The following is an 18,371-nucleotide window of genomic DNA, read 5'->3' as shown; positions in this document are numbered from 1 at the left end:
GAGCACGAGACCGGGCGTGCTGACGACATTCCGCGCCTGTCGCGCTACAATCGCGGCCATTCTGCAAGCCATGCCGTGCGGGTGCGCCATCAAGGCGTACCCGACCGAGCACCAATCAGCGATACCTCATTCATGACAGATACCCAGATAGCGCGTGAAGCCGAGCTCAGAAGGACTTTCGCGATCATCTCGCACCCCGACGCGGGGAAGACCACCATCACCGAGAAGCTGCTGCTGTTCGGCAATGCCATCCAGCTCGCGGGCTCGGTGAAGAGCAAGCGCAACGACCGCCATGCCACTTCCGACTGGATGAAGATGGAGCAGGAGCGCGGCATCTCGGTAACCACCTCGGTGATGCAGTTTCCCTACAAGGGGCGCATCGTCAACCTGCTCGACACCCCCGGGCACGAGGACTTCTCCGAGGACACCTACCGCACGCTGACCGCGGTGGACTCGGCGCTGATGGTGATCGACGGCGCCAAGGGTGTCGAGGACCGCACCATCAAGCTGATGGAGGTGTGCCGGCTGCGCACCACGCCGATCCTCACCTTCATCAACAAGATGGACCGCGACATCCGCGATCCCGTCGAGGTGATGGACGAGGTCGAGACGGTGCTCAACATCCAGTGCGCGCCGATGACCTGGCCGATCGGCATGGGGCGGCACTTCAAGGGCGTCTATCACCTCTACGATGACGTCATCCATCTCTACAAGCAGGGCCAGGGCAATCGCATTCCCGACGACGTGCGCATCGAGGGGCTCGACAATCCCGAGGTCGACGAGGTGCTGGGCGCCGACCAGGCCGAGGAGCTGCGCATGGAGGTCGAGCTGGTGCGCGGCGCCTCCCACGCCTTCGACCTCGAGGCCTATCGGCGTGGCGAGCTGACCCCGGTCTACTTCGGCACCGCCATGGGCAACTTCGGGGTGCGCGAGATGCTCGACGGCTTCGTCGAGTACGCACCGATGCCGCAGCCCCGCGAGACCGACACCCGCGAGGTGGCGGCGGGCGACGAGCGTTTCACCGGGTTCGTCTTCAAGATCCAGGCCAACATGGACCCCAAGCATCGCGACCGGGTGGCCTTCCTGCGCGTCTGTTCGGGCAAGTACGAGAAGAACATGAAGATGCGCCATGTGCGCATCGGCAAGGACGTCAAGATCGCCGATGCCCTGACCTTCATGGCCTCGGACCGCGAGCATGTCGAGCAGGCGTGGCCGGGCGACATCATCGGTTTGCACAACCACGGCACCATCCAGATCGGCGACACCTTCACGCTCGGCGAGGACATGCGCTTCACTGGCATTCCACACTTCGCGCCGGAGTTGTTCAAGCGTGTCCGGCTCAGGGACCCGCTGAAGATGAAGGCGCTGCAGAAGGGGCTCCAGCAGCTCTCGGAGGAGGGCGCGACCCAGGTCTTCATGCCGCTGGACAACAACGACCTGATCGTCGGCGCGGTCGGGGCGCTGCAGTTCGACGTGGTCGCCCATCGCCTCAAGGAGGAGTACAAGGTTGACTGTATCTACGAGGGCGTCAACGTCCAGACTGCACGCTGGGTCTACTGCGACGATGCCAAGAAGCTCGACGAGTTCCGGCGCAAGGCGAGCACCAACCTGGCGCTCGACGGCGGTGGCTACCTGACCTATCTGGCGCCGACCCGGGTCAACCTGCAGATGACTCAGGAGCGCTGGCCGGAGGTGCGCTTCAACGCCACCCGCGAACACTGAGCGACTTGCCGAAAGCGAGCCGATGTCACATCTTGCCTTCGAGGGGGCGATGTTCGTCGCCCCCATGATCGAGGGAGGCGAACATGGCCGCTCGGTTTCTCAAGGAGTTCCGCGAGTTCGCGGTCAAGGGCAACGTGGTCGACATGGCGGTGGGCATCATCATCGGTGCGGCCTTCACCGCCATCGTCAACAGCCTGGTCAAGGACATCTTCACGCCGTTGATCGGCCTGATCACCGGCGGCGTGAACTTCACCAATCAGTTCTGGGTGTTGCGCGCGGGCAGTGGCGAGGGGCCCTATAACACCCTCGAGCAGGCCCAGGCCGCCGGCGCGGTGACGCTCAACTACGGGCTGTTCATCAATGCCACGCTGTCGTTTCTGATCGTGGCCTTCGCTACCTTCGTGCTGATCCGCAACATCAATCGGCTCAAGAACCTGCATCACGAACCGGAGCCGGCCGCGCCCACCGTCAAGAGCTGCCCCTACTGCATCTCCAAGATCCCGCTCGAGGCGACGCGCTGCCCCGCCTGTACCTCGCATCTGGAGAGCGCCGCTTCATAGGCTGTGCGGCACTGGAGTCCGACAGACAAGGAGAGTGCATGCTGATCGACGCTCACTGCCATCTCGACTTCGCCGCCTTCGACGAGGATCGCGACGCCGTCTTCACGCGGGCCCGCGAGGCCGGTGTCGGTCACGTCGTGGTGCCGGGGACCACGCGTGCCGCCTGGGACGGCGTGCTGGCGCTGGGGGCGCGGGAGGACGTCAGTGTCTGCCTCGGCCTGCACCCCTACTTCATGGACCGTCACGACAAAGAGGATGTGGAGGCGCTGGCGCAGGCGCTCGACGCCCATCCCGACGCGGTGGCGCTGGGGGAATGCGGCATCGATGCGCGCTTCACGGACAGCCTGGAGGCCCAGTGGCGGCTGTTCGACGCTCAGGTGCGACTGGCCAGGGATCGGGGCCTGCCGCTGGTGATTCACTGCGTGCAGTGCAACGACACGCTCGCCAAGCGACTGCGGCAGCTGGCACCGCCGGCCGGCGGGCTGATCCATGCCTTTGCCGGCAGCCCCGAGCAGGCCCGGGCGTTCCTCGATCTGGGCTTCGTCGTGGGGCTGGGCGGGGCGGTGACCTACCCGCGCGCCCGACGGCTGGCGCGCATGGTCGCGGCACTGCCGGATGACGGCTATGTGCTGGAGACCGACAGCCCCGACATGCCGCTGTGCGGGTTCCAGGGGCGGCGTAACGAGCCGGCCCGGGTCGCACGGGTCGCCGAGCGTGTCGCGCTCCTGCGCGACCAGGCGGTGGCGGAGATCGCCGAGCGGAGCACGGCCACCGCGCGGCGCCTCTTCGGCCTCACCGACGGGCGCTCGCGCTGAGATACCGGGCGGGGCCGCAAGGCCGATCAGTGGTCGCCTGCCGCCATCGCCTCGGGGTCGAGACGCTCCACCGGGTAGGGCAGCCTGAGTCGCTGCAGGGGCTGGCCCGCCACGCTCAGCGGTTCGGGCACGTCGCGGGTGGTCAGCACGGCGAGCACCTCCGCCCTGTCGTGGGCATCCAGCGCCGCGGCGACCACCTCGCCCCGGGGCTTGCCGTCGGCATCGGTCACCTCGTCGCCGATCGTCGGCAGCGTGGCGCCGCCGAGCTGGGCGCGAACCAGACGTTTCTTGACCTGACCGCGGAAGTGCGCGCGGGCGACGACCTCCTGGCCGGTATAGCAGCCCTTCTTGAAGCTCACCCCGCCGAGCGCCTCCCAGTTGAACATCTGCGGCAGGTAGGCGTCCTGCTGGCCGGCGTCCAGCCAGGCCAGCCCGGCCTGAATGTCCTGCCACTGCCAGACGGCGTTGCCGACCGGCGTGGCGTTGCGGGCCAGCGTGTCCCATGCCTCGATCGCCGCCGTCGCGGGCAGGCAGAGCAGCAGGCGTGCCACGCTGCCGGGGTGGCGCAGCACCACTCCCTCGCCGAGACGCGTCTGACGCCAGACGGCCGGCGGGTGCACGTCCAGCCGTGTCTCGAGCAGCGCCGGGGCATCGCGGCCGCTCAGGCCGATCAGTGTCAGGTCGTCGCGGGCGCGAAGCGTGACCTGATAGAAGGGGGCGAACTTGCCCAGGTGGGCGCGCAGCGGCTCGACCAGTCCGGCCGTCATCACCAGCCAGTAGGTGTCCGGCGCGGGATGCAGCAGCTGCGCGTTGGCCAGCATGCGCCCCTTGGGCGTGCAGAAGGCCGTGGGCGCGGCGAGGTCGCCGTCGGCCAGGTCGAGCTGGGCGCTGGTCTGGCCCTGCAGGAAGCGCTTGGCGTCGCTGCCGCCGACTTCCAGTACTCCCAGGTGGACCAGCGGCATCAGGGCCGTCGTCTCCTGTGCCTGGCGCACCTGGTGTGGATCGCCGAAATCGCGATGGCGGTCGTCGACGCGGCGTGCCCCCAGACCGTCGAGGTAAGCGTTCCAGTCGGTCATTCTCTCTCCCTTGCCAGGCCGTCGATTCACTGACTGCAATGTGGGGGCAGTGCGCGAAAATGCAAGACGCTCGATGCCGTGGGCGGCGTGCTAGACTGGGCGTTCCACGCGCGGCTCGAGCAACGAGGAGAGAACCCATGGCGCAGGACATTTCACTGACCTTCACCGATGTCGATGATGCGGACACCGTCAACCGGCTGACCACGGCGCTGATGATGGTCGACGGGGTCGAGAGTGCCGAGGTGGGCCGCCACGGCGCGCACGTCGAGGGGCGGGCGTCGCGCGAGGCGCTGCTGCGCGCCGTGCGCGAACTGGGTGTCGAGGCACGCTGAGAGGAGAGCGCAATGAGCATTACCGTCAGCAGTGTCGATGCGCAGGGCCTGCGCCAGCGTGTCGTGGTCGATTCCTTCGAGGAACTGTTCGCCGACGCGCCCGTGGTGGTCGGCGGCGACGAGACGGCGCCGGACCCTCACGACTATTTCGACCTGGCGCTGGGCACCTGCAAGGCGATCACCGTGCGCATGTATGCGCGCCGCAAGGGCTGGCCGCTCGAGGCGATCGAGGTGCAGGTGGCCCGCAATGATCGCGAGGAGCGCCACGGCCGCTACTACCTCGACGTGGCGCTCAGCTTCACGGGAGCGCTGGATGCCGACCAGCGTCGGCGGCTCGCCGAGATCGCCGATCGCTGTCCGATCCATCGCCTCATGACCGACGCCACGGTCGCCATTCGCACGACGCTGGAGGAGGCCGCGGACGCTTGAAGTTGTCCCCGGGCGCCTGCATCTCACCGTCATGAGCAAACCATTCCGCATCCAGTCGCAGTACCGCCCGGCCGGTGACCAGCCGACGGCCATCGACGGCCTGGTCCGGGGGCTCGAGGCCGGCCTGGCCTACCAGACGCTGCTGGGCGTGACCGGCTCGGGCAAGACCTTCACCATGGCCAACGTGGTCGAGCGCCTGCAGCGCCCGACCATCGTGCTGGCGCCCAACAAGACCCTGGCCGCCCAGCTCTACGGCGAGTTCAAGTCGTTCCTCCCCGACAACGCCGTGGAGTACTTCGTCTCCTACTACGATTACTATCAGCCGGAAGCCTACGTGCCGTCGTCGGACACCTTCATCGAGAAGGACGCCTCGATCAACGATCATATCGAGCAGATGCGGCTGTCGGCCACCAAGGCGCTGCTCGAGCGTCGCGATGCGCTGATCGTCGCCTCGGTGTCGGCGATCTACGGCCTGGGGGACCCGGACCAGTACCTGAAGATGCGCCTGCACTTCAATCGTGGCGAGATGATCGACCAGCGCTCCTTCCTGCGGCGGCTCGCCGAGCTGCAGTACACCCGCAACGACATGGACTTCCGACGCGGCACCTACCGGGTACGTGGCGACGTGATCGACATCTTCCCCGCGGATGCCGAGGAGGAGGCGGTGCGCGTCGAACTGTTCGACGACGAGATCGAGTCGATCCGGCTGTTCGATCCGCTGACCGGCGAGCTGCGCGACAAGGTGCCGCGCATGACCATCTACCCCAAGAGCCACTACGTGACGCCGCGCGAGACGATCCTCGAGGCGACCGAGCATATCAAGGCGGAGCTCGCCGAGCGCCTCGAGTGGCTGCGCAGGAACGACCGGCTGGTCGAGGCCCAGCGTCTCGAGCAGCGTACCCTCTACGATATCGAGATGATGCTCGAGCTGGGCTACTGCAACGGCATCGAGAACTACTCGCGCTATCTGTCCGGGCGCGCGCCGGGCGAGCCGCCGCCGACCTTCTTCGACTACCTGCCGGACGATGCCATCCTGTTCATCGACGAGTCCCACGTCAGCGTTCCGCAGGTGGGCGGCATGTACAAGGGCGACCGCTCGCGCAAGGAGACGCTGGTCGAATACGGCTTTCGCCTGCCGTCGGCGCTGGACAACCGGCCGATGACCTTCGAGGAGTGGGAGCGGATCTGCCCGCAGACGGTCTTCGTCTCGGCCACGCCGGGTCCCTACGAGGCCGAGCATGCCGGCCAGGTGGTCGAGCAGGTCGTGCGTCCCACCGGGCTGCTCGACCCCGAGGTCGAGGTACGCCCGGCCTCCACCCAGGTCGATGACCTGCTCTCCGAGATCCGCCTGCGTACCGAGGTCGGCGAGCGGGTGCTGGTCACCACCCTGACCAAGCGCATGGCCGAGGACCTGACCGAATACCTCGACGAGCACGATGTGCGGGTGCGCTATCTGCACTCGGATATCGACACTGTCGAACGGGTGGAGATCATTCGTGACCTGCGACTGGGCAAGTTCGACGTGCTGGTGGGGATCAACCTGCTGCGCGAGGGGCTCGACATTCCCGAGGTGTCGCTGGTGGCGATTCTCGATGCCGACAAGGAAGGCTTCCTGCGCGCCGAGCGTTCGTTGATCCAGACCATCGGCCGTGCCGCTCGCAACGCCAACGGCAAGGCGATCCTCTACGGTGACCGGGTCACCGACTCGATGCGCCGGGCGATCGACGAGACCGAGCGGCGTCGTGCCAAGCAGATCGCCCACAACGAGCAGCACGGCATCGTCCCGCAGACCGTCACCAAGTCGGTCGCCGACATCATGGAAGGTGCCCAGACGCCGGGGAAGAAGGGCGCGCGCCGCAAGGGCGAGCGCAAGGTGGCCGAGCCGGCCGGCGAGTATGGCCTGGAAACCCTGCGTACCCTGTCGGTGCCCGAGCTGACCCGCGAGATCGCCAGGCTCGAGGACGCCATGCACGAGGCGGCCCAGAACCTCGAGTTCGAGGAGGCGGCGCGTCTGCGCGATCAGGCCCAGGTGCTCAATGCCCGTCTGCTCGAGCTGAAGTGACGCGTCCGCGCGCCGGCGGCTTGGTGAAACCGCCGATGCGCGGCTGACCGTCAGTCCCTGTCCTTGTGGCGTCCCAGCAGGGTGCGCCCCAGCTGCTTGGCGGAGAGCCGGGCATGATGTGTGGCCGAGTCGTCGCCCTTGAGCATCGAGGCCAGGTAGTTCCTGGCCTGCTCGAGCTTGATGTGCGGCGGCAACGGTGCCACGTCACCGTCGGTGTAGGCGTTGATCACCACCGGCCGGTCGGCGGCGAAGGCCTGGTCCCAGACGTGATCGATCTCCTCGGCGCGTTCCAGGCGCAACCCTTCCAGCCCCAGCAGCCGGGCGTATTCATCGAAGGCGAAGTCGGGCAGGTCCTGCGAGGTGGCGAAGCGCGGGTCGCCCTCCATGACGCGTTGCTCCCAGGTCACCTGGCTGAGGTCGCGGTTGTTGAGCACCAGCACGATGCAGCGCGGGTCCTCCCACTCGCGCCAGTACTTGGCCAGCGTGAGCAGGGCCTGGTTGCCGAGCATCTGCATGGCGCCGTCGCCGACCATGGCCACCGCCGGGCGCTGCGGATGGGCGAACTTGGCGGCCAGCAGGTAAGGGACGGCATTGCCCATCGAGGCCAGGCCACCGGATACCGAGCCGAGCATGCCGCGACGGACCTTGATGTAGCGGGCATACCAGTTGGTGGCGCTGCCCACGTCGCAGGCGAGCATCACGTCATCCGGCAGGTGTGGCGAGAGGGCCTGGAACAGGCGCTGCGGGTTGATGGGGCTGGCATCGGTGGCGGCACGCTCGTCGGTGATTCGCCACCAGTCGTCGATCCAGCCCTGGACGCGCCCGTGCCACGCCCGATCGTCCTTGTAGGCCACCCGCTCGGTCAGGGCGGCCAGGGTGGCGCGGGCATCGCCATGCAGGTTGATCTCGGTGGGGTAGCGCAGCCCCAGGGCCGCGGGGGCGACGTCGATCTGCACGGCTCGCGCCTGGCCCGACTTGGGCAGGAACTCGGCATAGGGAAAGCGGGTGCCGACCAGCAGCAGGGTGTCGCATTCCTCCATCATCTTCTCGCTGGCCTCGGTACCCAGCAGGCCGATGGTGCCGGTCACCCCGGGCGCGTCGTCGGGGATCATGGCCTTGGCCAGGATCGCCTTGGCGATGCCGGCGCCGAGGCGATCGGCGAGGGCCAGCAGGTCGTCGACGGCATGCTTGACGCCGGCGCCGGCGAGAATCGCCACCTTCTCGCCCTGGTCGAGCAGCGCGGCCGCGGCGTCGAGGTCCGCCGGCTCGGGCAGCCGCTGCGGGCGGCGGTAGCCGACCCCCGAGAAGACCGCGCCATGAGTGGCGGGCGGGTCGGCCATGGGCAGGTCCTGCACGTCGTTGGGCAGGATCACGCAGGTCACGGTGCGCTCGGCGATGGCGATGCGCAGCGCCTGGTCGATGACGTGCCGGGCCTGGGCGGGGTCGGTGACCATCTGCACATAATCGCCGGCGACGTCCTTGTAGAGCGCGATCAGGTCGAGCTCCTGCTGGTAGTCGGTACCCAGACTCATGCGAGCCTGCTGACCGACGATCGCCACCGCCGGCATGTGGTCCTTGCGAGCGTCGTACAGGCCGTTGAGAAGATGTACCGCCCCCGGGCCCGAGGTCGCCACGCACACCCCCACGTCGTCGCTGAACTTGGCATGGCCGCTGGCCATGAAGGCGGCGACTTCCTCGTGGCGCGGCTGGATCAGGCGCGGCCCGTCCTCGGCACGGCGCAGGGCGGCCATGAAGCCGTTGATGCCGTCGCCGGAATAACCGTAAAGGCGCTCGACGCCCCACTCCTTGAGACGCGAGACGATGAAATCGCTGACCGTGTCTGACATGCTTTCCCTCCTATGGATTGGCGTGAAGCCACTCGGCCTCGGGCCGGATCAGAAACGTTCGGCCCGGGCGGCCTCCCAGTACGGGGCATAGGCCTCGGGTACCTCACCGCCCTCGAGCAGCTGGCCCGGCCTGAGCGGAACGATGCTGGTCCGGTAGGGGTGTGCCGGTGTGTAGTCGTTGCGGTGGTAGATCATGTCCGGCGTGAGCTGGTCGGGATGATCGACCCCCAGGGCCCCGGCGAGTTCGCGAAACGCCTTGAGGGTGCCGTGGTGGTAGTTGGCGACCCGCCAGGCCTTCTCGTCGACGTTGATGGCGCGGCTGCGCCGGGGATCCTGGGTGGTGACCCCGGTGGGGCACTTGTTGGTGTGACAGCGCCGTGCCTGGATGCAGCCCACCGAGAACATGAAGGGACGCGCGGCGTTGCACATGTCGGCGCCCAGCGCCATCTTCACCACCATGTCGAAGCCCAGGGCCACCTTGCCGCTGGCGATCAGCTTCATGTCGTCGCGCAGCCCGGTGCCGACCAGGCACTGGTGGACGAAGGGCAGGGCCTCGTTGATGTAGTTGCCCAGCCGGTCGGAGAACTCCTGAGGAGCGGCGCCGGTGCCGCCTTCGGCGCCGTCGATGGTGATGAAGTCGGGGCGGATGCCGGTCTCGAGCATGGCCTTGCAGATGCTCAGGAACTCGCTGCGCTTGCCCAGGCACATCTTCATGCCCACCGGCTTGCCGCCCGAGAGCTCGCGCAACCGATCGATGAATTCCAGAAGGCCGATCGGTGTGTCGAATTCCGGGTGCGCAGCCGGCGACTGGCAATCCTCGCCCTCCGCGATCTGACGCGTCTCGGCGATCTCGCGGTTGACCTTGGCGGCGGGGAGCAGGCCGCCGTGCGAGGGCTTGGCGCCCTGGGACAGCTTGAGCTCGATCATCTTGACCTGGTCCTCGCGGGCCTTTTCGCGAAAGGTCTCGGCGTCGAAACGGCCCTCGCGGGTCCGGCAGCCGAAGTAGGCGGTGCCCAGCTCCCAGATCAGGTCGCCGCCGTGGCGCTGGTGATAGGGGCTGATGGCGCCTTCACCGGTGTTGTGGGCGAAGCCGCCGCGCTTGGCGCCCAAGTTCATGGCGAGAATGGCCGTCGACGACAGCGAGCCGAAGCTCATGGCCGAGATGTTCAGGCGTGAGGCCCGGTAGGGCTGGGTGCACTGCGGGCCGCCGACGCTCAGGCAGGTGACATCCTTCGGCACGTCCCTGGGGACCAGCGAGTGCTCGGCAAACTCGTACCCGGCGGCTTCGAAGTCCCGCAGGGTGCCGAACGGCGAGGCGTCCGAGCTGCCATCCGCCCGGGCGTTGATCAGGGTGCGCTGGGCACGGCTGAAGGGCCGGCCGCTCTGCTCGGATTCGAAGAAGTACTGGCGCAGTTCGGGGCGAACGAACTCCAGCATATAGCGCAGATGGCCGATGACGGGATAGTTGTTGAGCACGTTGTGCCGCGAGCGCAGGTCGTAAAGGCCGAGGGCGGCAAAGACCGCCCAGGCGATGAGCAGATAGCCTGCCGGGGGCCAGAACGGCCACCAGAGCAGGATGACGACGAGCGCGGCGAACAGTGCCGTGGCGAAGTGTCGACGGTACATGGGCGTCCTTGCGCGTTGGGGGTTCGGGCATCGTTCGGGCGGCGGTGCCGGGGCCGAGGATACCCTGGTAAGTCTGGTAACAATCCCGGCGACTTGCAAAGTCCCTCCCCCCGGGAGGCGGCCTCCCGGCCGCGGGGCGCTGCCGCCCCGGGCCGGATGCGGTATACTGCGGTTCCCCGGAGGCTTGTCGCCGCGCGCCCCGCTGCGGGCGGCGAGCCGCTTGTCACCCGCAAGGAGTTCCTGCTTCATGACCGTGATTCGCCAGGACGATCTGATCCAGAGCGTTGCCGACGCCCTGCAGTACATTTCCTACTACCATCCCAGGGATTTCATCGAGGCCATGCATGCGGCCTACGAGCGCGAGGAAAACCCGGCGGCCCGGGACGCCATCGCGCAGATCCTCATCAACTCGCGCATGTGTGCGACCGGCCATCGGCCGATCTGTCAGGACACCGGCATCGTCACCGTCTTCGTGCATGTGGGCATGAACGTGCGTTTCGAGGCCGACATGAGCCTCGACGACATGATCAACGAGGGGGTGCGCCGCGCCTACACGCTGCCCGACAACGTGCTGCGGGCCTCGGTGCTGGCCGATCCGGACGGCAAGCGCCAGAACACCCGCGACAACACCCCGGCGGTGATCCATCACAAGCTGGTACCCGGCGACAGCGTCGAGGTGCATGTCGCCGCCAAGGGCGGCGGCAGCGAAGCCAAGTCCAAGTTCGCCATGCTCAATCCCTCCGACAGCGTGGTCGACTGGGTGCTCGAGCAGCTGCCGAAGATGGGCGCCGGCTGGTGCCCGCCGGGCATGCTGGGCATCGGTATCGGCGGGACCGCCGAGAAGGCCATGGAGCTCGCCAAGGAATCGCTGCTCGATCCGATCGATATCCAGGAACTCCAGGCGCGCGGTGCCGCCAATCGGGCCGAGGAGCTGCGCCTCGAACTCTACGACAAGGTCAACCAGACCGGCATCGGCGCCCAGGGGCTGGGCGGGCTGACCACGGTGCTCGACATCAAGGTCAAGGATTACCCGACCCACGCCGCCAACAAGCCGGTGGCGATCATCCCCAACTGCGCGGCCACCCGTCACGTGCATTTCACCCTCGACGGCAGCGGTGCCGCCGAACTCCCGGCGCCGAAGCTCGAGGACTGGCCGGAGATCACCCGCGAGGCCGGCGGCGACGTCAAGCGCGTCAACCTCGACGAGGTCACCCCGGAAGCGGTGCAGAGCTGGCAGCCCGGCGACACCCTGCTGCTCAACGGCAAGCTGCTGACCGGTCGCGACGCCGCCCACAAGCGCATGGTCGACATGCTGGCGAAGGGCGAAGAGCTGCCCGTCGACCTCAAGGGCCGCTTCATCTACTACGTCGGCCCGGTGGATCCGGTGCGCGACGAGGTGGTGGGCCCGGCCGGCCCCACCACCGCGACACGCATGGACAAGTTCACCCGCACCATGCTCGAGCAGACCGGCCTGCAGGGCATGGTCGGCAAGGCCGAGCGCGGCCCGATGGCGATCGAGGCGATCCGCGACAACAAGGCCGTTTACCTGATGGCCGTGGGCGGTGCCGCCTACCTGGTGGCTCAGGCGATCAAGAAGGCCCGCGTGGTGGGCTTCGAGGATCTGGGCATGGAAGCGATCTACGAGTTCGAGGTCGAGGACATGCCGGTCACCGTGGCCGTGGACAGCGAAGGCACCTCGGTCCACCAGACCGGTCCGGCCAAGTGGAAGGCGATCATCGCCGAACGCGCCTGAGCCTCCTGGCTCCTGCGTGACCGAGCGCCGTCCGGCACGGCCGGGCGGCGCTCGCTGTTCCTTTGTCCCGCCATCCGCTACCGTGGGCGCTCATCGTGACAGCGAGGCCCGTGATGATCCGTCTGGTGTTCGCCCGCAATCATGACCACAGTGGTGGCTGCCGCAGTGGCGGCTACCACTGCGGCGGCCGCTTCCAGCGTCGTCGGGAAGGTCGAGCATGACGTCCTGGCTGCTGGGACTCATCCTGTTCCTGTTCCATGCCGTGGGCATGGCGTCCGCCGTCGTGGCGCTGATGTCCAGCCGCACCTCCCAGGGGGCCGTGGCCTGGATCATTTCGCTGGTGACCTTTCCCTACCTGGCCCTGCCGGCCTACTGGGTCTTCGGGCGCCCGCGCTTCTACGGGTATGTCTCCGCCCGCGGCGAGCGCGACACGGTGCTGCGCCGGGTGCTGCTGCGCTACCGGCCGCTGATCGAGCCATATCTCGCCGATGCCCGGCAGGGCAACGTGCGGGCCGTCGAGAAACTGGCGATGATGCCCCTGACCAGCGGCAACCGTGCCGAGTTGCTCGTCGACGGCCAGGCCACCTTCGACAGCGTGTTCGCCGGCATCGACTCGGCGCGCCATTACGTGCTGGTGCAGTTCTTCATCATCCGCCGCGATCGGCTGGGTCTGATGTTCAAGGAGCGACTCGAGCACAAGGCGCAACAGGGCGTGCGCGTCTACCTGCTGTACGACGAGATCGGCAGCCACGCGCTCGACGACGGCTATCTCGAGGATCTGCGCCGCGCCGGGGTCGAGGTCAGCGCCTTCAATTCTTCCCGCGGGCTGCGCCATCGCTTCCAGCTGAATTTCCGCAACCATCGCAAGGTGGTGGTCGTCGACGGGGCCCAGGGCTGGACCGGCGGACTCAACGTGGGCGTCGAGTATCTGGGCGAGAACCCGCGTCACGGCCCCTGGCGGGATACCCATCTGCGGCTGACCGGCCCCAGCGTGCTGGGGCTTCAGGAGGCGTTCTGGGAGGACTGGCACTGGGCCACCGGGCGGGTGATCGACCTGACCTGGACCCCGCAGGTGACCTGCGAGGAGTGTCAGAACGTGGTGGTGGTGCCCTCCGGACCGGCCGACGCGCAGGAGACCGCCAGCCTGTTCATGCAGCACAACATCAACAGCGCCCAGCACCGGCTGTGGGTCACCAGTCCCTATTTCGTGCCCGACCAGGGCGTGCAGGATGCGCTGCGCCTGGCGGCGATGCGCGGCGTCGACGTGCGGGTGATGATGCCCGAGCGGCCCGACCACCTGCTGGTCTTTCTCTCGGCGTTTTCCTTCCTGCCCGACATGATCCGGGCCGGGGTTAGAATATACCGTTATCAACCCGGTTTCCTGCATCAGAAGGTGATGCTCGTCGACGACCACAGTGCCGCCGTCGGCACCGTCAACCTCGACAATCGCTCGTTCCGGCTCAACTTCGAGATCATGGCATTCATTCCCGACGACACCTTCGCCGGTGACGTACGACAGATGCTGGAGCGTGACTTCGCGCGTTGCCGCGAGGTGACGCTCGAGGAGCTGCAGCAGCGTCCGCTCTGGCGCAAGCTGGTCTCCCGGGCCGCCTATCTGATGGCACCCATCCAGTAGGTACCGGTGTGGGGCGGCCGGAAGGTTGCCCCTGGCGGGACGGGTTGTTGCAGAACCTCGACAGGGAGCGTGGAGCCCCGGAGCGCGCTTGAGTAAACTTGGCGACCTGTCCAAGTGATCGCGTTTGTTCTTTTCATCGGCAAGTGGAGTCGCGGTGAACCTCGAAACCAAGTGGCTGGAAGATTTCGTGGCCCTGGCCAACACGCGCAGCTTCTCGGCGTCGGCCCGTCAGCGCCATGTCACCCAGCCGGCCTTCAGCCGGCGGATCCGTTCCCTGGAGCAGGCGGTGGGCGCGACCCTGGTGGATCGCTCGACCACGCCGGTGGGGCTGACGCCGGAGGGGCAGCTGTTCCTGGTCACCGCGCGCAACCTGGTCGAGCAGCTCAGCGAGTGCCTGGGCCACCTGCGCGGCCTGGCCATGGCCAACGAGGCGCTGGACATCGTCGCCGCTCATTCGCTGGCGCTGGCGTTCTATCCGCGCTGGATCTCGCGCCTGCAGCAGGGGGTCGGCGAGCTGCCGACACGCCTGGTGGCCATGAACGTGGGGGATGCCATCCACGTGCTGCGCGAGGGCAACTGCGACCTGATGCTCGGCTATCACGACCCCTATGCCACCATGCAGCTCGATGCCGAGGTCTTTCCCTCGTTTTCCATCGGCAAGGCGATGATGATACCGGTCTGCGTTGCCGACGAGGCGGGACGTCCGCGCTTCCCTCTGGAGGGCGAGGCGGCCATTCCCTTCCTCGCCTATACTCAGGGCGCCTTTCTGGGCCGCAGCGTGCGCATGCTGCTCAAGAACGACCCGACACGCCTGCGCCTCAAGACCGTCTACGAAACCGCCATGGCCGAAGGGCTCAAGGGCATGGCCCTGCAGGGCGTGGGCATGGCCTGGATCCCCGACTTCTGCATCCGCGACGAGCTGGCCGACGGACGCCTGGTGCGTGCGGGGAATACGGTCTGGGACATTCCGCTGGAAGTCCGTCTCTACCGCTGCTCGCTGGTCCACAAGCCGGGCGTGGAGCGGCTCTGGCGCCAGATGACCCGGCTGCCGAGCGATTTCCTGCGGGCCTGATCTCTGATCGCGGCCGGGGGCCGGGTGTTCAGGGGCTGGCCCAGCCGGCGGGCAGGCCGAGGAAGTTCTGGATGATGAAGAAGTGGTCCTCGAACAGGGTCTCCGGTTCGAGATCGGCCAGCGCCACCCAGCGTGCCTGATCGCCGCCGCGGGCGGGCTTGAGCCGGGGCAGCTGCTGCTCCGGGCGCAGGGCGAAGTAGAAGGCCTCGGCCAGGGTGCGCCCGCGCCAGCTGCGGTGCGGGTCGTCGAACAGGCGTTGATCGCGCAGCGAGCCCTTGAGCACCGGTTCGGGCACCTTCAGGCGCACGCGCTCGCGTAGTTCGCGCAGGCAGGCGTCGAGCAGGCGCTCCTGGGGGTGGATGAACCCGCCGGGCAGCGCGAGGAGCCCCTTGCCGGGCGCCGCGTTGCGCCGTACCAGCAGCACGTGCCCCGACTGCACCACCACCGCATTGACGGTGACGAAGATCGGCGGGTAGGGCGCCTGTGCCCAGGCGTGGCGGTACTGTTCCAGCAGGTGCTGTTCCTCCAGCAGCTGGGAGCAGGACGCCGTGGCCATGAAGGCGTTCAGTGCCTGATGCACCGGACGCGGCAGGTCGTGCTCCGCGTCGTCGGCCAGGTAGGCGTCGCCGGAGGCCCGGGAGTGGAAGAGCCGTTCGCGGATGTGGCTGGCGGAAATGCCTTCCACCAGCGGCACGCTGACCGATTCCCATTGCGGGAACAGGCTCAGGTAATAGCTTGACTGGCCACGGCTGGCGCCGATCAGGCCGATGCGTGGCAGCTTGCCGTGGCAGGGGCGGGCCACGTCGCGGACCTTGCGCTGGACGTCGCGGACCCAGACATCGTCGTTGTAGAGCGCATCGAGCAGCGGCTCGATCTCCAGGCGGTCGTTGTCGGTGGCGTCGAAGGCGCTGCGCAGCATGTCGCGGCGTTCCTCGAAGCGCCAGGGATTGCGCAGGGAACGGGCCTGCCAGGCCGACCCGATCAGCACGATGACCTGCCTTGCCCGCTTCAATGCCTCCCGGATCACCGCCAGATGCCCCAGATGCGGCGGCTGAAAACGGCCGATGAACACCAGGCAGTCGAAGTCGGGATGCGGTGTCGGCGTCTGGGCGGGGGTGGGCACCATAGGGTCTCCGGTCGAAAGGGCGCGGCCATTATGGTGGCCGTCCCGGGAGGCTGCAAGCTGGCCGCAGGGCATGGGCTTGTGGCCGGCGTCATGTCGATTATGCTGGGAGTTCTTCTCGTGTCGGGAGTCTCTCGTGCCTGTCGAACGGCTTCGTCGTGCCGCGACCATCGTGCGCGCCGCCATCACCCTGTGGCTGACCAGCAATGCGTTCAGCTTTGCAGGATCGCTGGCCTTCTACACGCTGTTCTCGCTGGCACCCACGGTGATCATCGCGGTCGCGGTGCTGGGGGTGGTGCTCGGCGAACCGGCCGCCCAGGGGCAGATCGTCGCCCATCTGCAGACGCTGGTCGGCCCCGAGGCGGCGGACGCGGTCCGTCGTGCCGTGGCGGCGGCGCGGCCCGCGATGTCGGCCCGGCTGCCGGCGCTGGTGGGTGTAGGAGTGCTGCTGATCGGCGCGACCACGGTCTTCGCCCAGCTGCAGTATTCGTTCAACGTGCTGTGGGGCGTCACCGCCAACCCGCAGCGCAGCAGCCTGCTGATCTGGATCAAGCAGCGCCTGCTGTCGCTGGCGGTGGTGCTGTCGATCGGTTTCGTGCTGCTGGTCTCGCTGGTGCTGGGGGTGGCGCTGCGCAGCACCTTCCATTTTCTGGGCGACTGGCTGCCCTGGAGCGAGCGGCTGCTGAGTGGCGGGGAGCTGGCGGTTTCGCTGCTCGTCGCGGCGCTGTTCTTCGCGGCCCTGTTCAGGGTGCTGCCCGACGTGGTGCTCGGCTGGCGGGATGTACTGCCCGGAGCGGTGATCACGGCCGTGCTCTTTTCCCTGGGGCGCTACGCGATTGCGGTCTATCTGGCTTATACCGCCACCGCATCGACCTACGGCGCCGCGGCGTCACTGGTGTTGCTGCTGTTATGGGTTTACTACAGTTCCCTTATCGTTTTGTTCGGCGTGGCCCTGACCCGGGCGCACTACGAATCCCGGGGCCGGGTGATACAGCCTCGTGGCGTTGCCGTGCGCGTGCGACGCGAGCTGCTGGATGGATGATGCCGCGCTGCACTGGCGATCGGCGGCAGGATTAGCAGGAGGTGACGAATGAGCCAGCGTTGTGTACAGGCACGTGTGACCGGCAAGGTCCAGGGCGTGTGGTTTCGGGCTGCCACCCAGTCTCAGGCCCGGGAAGCCGGGGTGACGGGCTACGCGGTGAACTGTGAGGATGGCAGCGTCGAGGTGGTCCTGTGTGGCCATCGCGAGGCCGTGGACAGCGTCGTGGACTGGCTGTGGCAGGGGCCACCGGCGGCGCAGGTGGCCCATGTCGAAGCGGTCGATATCGACTGGCAGCCCCACGACGACTTCACGACACACTAGGCAGCAGCTCAGCCGCCCAGGGTTTCGACGATCCAGTCGATCACGGCCGGGCCGTCGGCATTCAGGCAGACCTCGGCCAATGGGGTGGTGGACCACTGTTCGGTGATGAACGGACGCCCTTCGGGCGCGAAAACGGTTTGCCCCATGGCGGGGCCTTCGGTCACCACATTCAGGTGGCCACGCTGGGTCGTGAACAGCTCCGGCTTCATCAGCCAGGCCAGCGAGCAGCTGTCGTGCGGGCAGCAGCCATTGATGCCCAGGGCCTGCCGGTAGAAATCCTTGTAGAAGGTATAGCTCTCGGCGAGCACGCGGCCCAGCTCGCCCTGGGCTGCGGCGATGCGCTCCATGGCCTCGGGGTCGAGCACGCAGCGGTGGGTGGCGTCGAGCCCCACCAGGGTCAATGGCCAGCCGGCGGTCAGGACCCGGGCCCCGGCGTGCGGGTCGTTGTACAGGTTGGCTTCCGCGACCGGCGTCACGTTGCCGCCCTCGCGGATCGATCCGCCCATGATCACCACCCGCCTGACCCGGTCGACGATGCCGGGGTCGAGCTGCAGGGCGGCCGCCAGATTGCCCAGCGGCCCCACGGCGACCAGGGTGACCTCGCCGGGGCGCGCGTTCACCGTGTCGACGATGAACTGGGCGGCGCTCACCGGTTGCGGCTTGCCGGTCACGGCCGGCAGGTCGATGTTGCCCAGGCCGTCGGCGCCATGGATGTGCGCGGGTGCCGGCGCCTTGGGCTTGACCAGTGGTGCCGCGGCCCCCTGGGCGACGGGGATCGACTGGCCGACCAGCTCGCTGAGCAGCAGGGCATTGTGAGTCGCCGTCTCGACCTCGACGTTGCCGAAGGTGGTGGTCAGCCCCAGCAGCTCGATGTCGGGGTGGGCGAGGGCGATGGCAATCGCCTGGGCGTCATCCACGCCGGGGTCGGTATCGAAGATGATGGGTGTCGCCATGC

Annotated in this window: 16 protein-coding genes; 11 read left to right on the top strand and 5 right to left on the bottom strand. The window is 67.7% G+C overall.

Annotated features, from left to right (window positions below):
- Nucleotides 1–132 precede the first annotated feature (132 nt).
- From G7A98_RS06625 to G7A98_RS06615, 3 genes are all read left to right on the top strand, one after another.
- The gene (locus tag G7A98_RS06625) at nt 133–1,722 is read left to right on the top strand and encodes a peptide chain release factor 3 (protein WP_163648722.1); all 1,590 of its coding nucleotides are present in this window, start codon (nt 133–135) and stop codon (nt 1,720–1,722) included.
- Between the two features lie 83 nt (nt 1,723–1,805).
- A complete protein-coding gene (gene mscL / locus G7A98_RS06620) occupies nt 1,806–2,282 on the top strand; it encodes a large conductance mechanosensitive channel protein MscL (protein ID WP_163648720.1) in 477 nt (158 codons plus the stop codon).
- A 38-nt stretch (nt 2,283–2,320) separates the two neighbouring features.
- Complete coding sequence (locus tag G7A98_RS06615; RefSeq protein ID WP_163648718.1) at nt 2,321–3,097, top strand: TatD family hydrolase; 777 nt, start codon at nt 2,321–2,323, stop codon at nt 3,095–3,097.
- A 26-nt stretch (nt 3,098–3,123) separates the two neighbouring features.
- Here G7A98_RS06615 and G7A98_RS06610 read toward each other — a convergent pair whose 3' ends face one another.
- The gene (locus G7A98_RS06610) at nt 3,124–4,173 is read right to left on the bottom strand and encodes a folate-binding protein YgfZ (RefSeq protein WP_163648716.1); all 1,050 of its coding nucleotides are present in this window, start codon (nt 4,171–4,173) and stop codon (nt 3,124–3,126) included.
- Nucleotides 4,174–4,310: 137 nt separating this feature from the next.
- Here G7A98_RS06610 and G7A98_RS06605 point away from each other — a divergent pair, with 137 nt between their 5' ends.
- Genes G7A98_RS06605 through uvrB form a run of 3 tightly spaced genes read left to right on the top strand, consistent with a single transcriptional unit; the run spans nt 4,311 to nt 6,996 of the window.
- Nucleotides 4,311–4,505, top strand: coding sequence for a hypothetical protein (locus G7A98_RS06605; protein WP_163648714.1), 195 nt, complete (start codon nt 4,311–4,313; stop codon nt 4,503–4,505).
- A gap of 12 nt (nt 4,506–4,517) precedes the next feature.
- Entirely contained in the window at nt 4,518–4,934 is a 417-nt protein-coding gene (locus G7A98_RS06600; RefSeq protein ID WP_163648713.1) for an OsmC family protein, read from the top strand.
- A 31-nt stretch (nt 4,935–4,965) separates the two neighbouring features.
- Nucleotides 4,966–6,996: an excinuclease ABC subunit UvrB gene (uvrB, locus tag G7A98_RS06595; protein WP_163648711.1), complete on the top strand. Its 2,031-nt coding sequence runs from the start codon at nt 4,966–4,968 to the stop codon at nt 6,994–6,996.
- Nucleotides 6,997–7,046: 50 nt separating this feature from the next.
- Here the strand turns inward: uvrB and G7A98_RS06590 are convergent, their stop codons facing one another.
- Together G7A98_RS06590 and G7A98_RS06585 are read right to left on the bottom strand one after the other, a co-directional pair.
- On the bottom strand, nt 7,047–8,843 hold the full coding sequence (locus G7A98_RS06590) for a thiamine pyrophosphate-requiring protein (RefSeq protein ID WP_163648709.1): 1,797 nt from the start codon (nt 8,841–8,843) through the stop codon (nt 7,047–7,049).
- A 48-nt stretch (nt 8,844–8,891) separates the two neighbouring features.
- Nucleotides 8,892–10,469 (bottom strand): FMN-binding glutamate synthase family protein, encoded by a 1,578-nt coding sequence (locus tag G7A98_RS06585; protein WP_163648707.1) that lies wholly within the window; start codon nt 10,467–10,469, stop codon nt 8,892–8,894.
- 247 nt (nt 10,470–10,716) lie between these two features.
- Between G7A98_RS06585 and G7A98_RS06580 the strand changes: the two genes are divergently transcribed.
- The 3 genes from G7A98_RS06580 (at nt 10,717) to G7A98_RS06570 (ending at nt 14,930) form a co-directional block, all read left to right on the top strand.
- Complete coding sequence (locus G7A98_RS06580; RefSeq protein ID WP_163648705.1) at nt 10,717–12,222, top strand: fumarate hydratase; 1,506 nt, start codon at nt 10,717–10,719, stop codon at nt 12,220–12,222.
- Between the two features lie 217 nt (nt 12,223–12,439).
- The gene (cls, locus tag G7A98_RS06575) at nt 12,440–13,858 is read left to right on the top strand and encodes a cardiolipin synthase (protein WP_163648704.1); all 1,419 of its coding nucleotides are present in this window, start codon (nt 12,440–12,442) and stop codon (nt 13,856–13,858) included.
- Nucleotides 13,859–14,012: 154 nt separating this feature from the next.
- Nucleotides 14,013–14,930 carry a LysR substrate-binding domain-containing protein gene (locus tag G7A98_RS06570; RefSeq protein WP_163648702.1) on the top strand — a complete coding sequence of 306 codons (918 nt, stop codon included), beginning with the start codon at nt 14,013–14,015 and terminating at the stop codon, nt 14,928–14,930.
- Nucleotides 14,931–14,958: 28 nt separating this feature from the next.
- Here the strand turns inward: G7A98_RS06570 and G7A98_RS06565 are convergent, their stop codons facing one another.
- Nucleotides 14,959–16,056 carry a bifunctional nicotinamide-nucleotide adenylyltransferase/Nudix hydroxylase gene (locus G7A98_RS06565; protein WP_163648700.1) on the bottom strand — a complete coding sequence of 366 codons (1,098 nt, stop codon included), beginning with the start codon at nt 16,054–16,056 and terminating at the stop codon, nt 14,959–14,961.
- A 133-nt stretch (nt 16,057–16,189) separates the two neighbouring features.
- On the opposite strand from G7A98_RS06565, the gene G7A98_RS06560 reads away from it, so the two are divergent.
- Complete coding sequence (locus tag G7A98_RS06560) at nt 16,190–17,095, top strand: YihY/virulence factor BrkB family protein (protein WP_240464689.1); 906 nt, start codon at nt 16,190–16,192, stop codon at nt 17,093–17,095.
- Between the two features lie 48 nt (nt 17,096–17,143).
- Nucleotides 17,144–17,416: an acylphosphatase gene (yccX, locus tag G7A98_RS06555; RefSeq protein ID WP_163648696.1), complete on the top strand. Its 273-nt coding sequence runs from the start codon at nt 17,144–17,146 to the stop codon at nt 17,414–17,416.
- Nucleotides 17,417–17,424: 8 nt separating this feature from the next.
- Here the strand turns inward: yccX and G7A98_RS06550 are convergent, their stop codons facing one another.
- Nucleotides 17,425–18,369, bottom strand: a complete 945-nt coding sequence (locus tag G7A98_RS06550) for a nucleoside hydrolase (protein WP_163648694.1) — start codon at nt 18,367–18,369, stop codon at nt 17,425–17,427.
- Between the last annotated feature and the right edge of the window lie 2 nt (nt 18,370–18,371).

The sequence above is a fragment of the Modicisalibacter sp. 'Wilcox' genome (assembly GCF_010993675.1).
GTDB lineage: Bacteria > Pseudomonadota > Gammaproteobacteria > Pseudomonadales > Halomonadaceae > Modicisalibacter > Modicisalibacter tunisiensis.
This window is presented reverse-complemented; position numbering and strand designations above follow the sequence as displayed.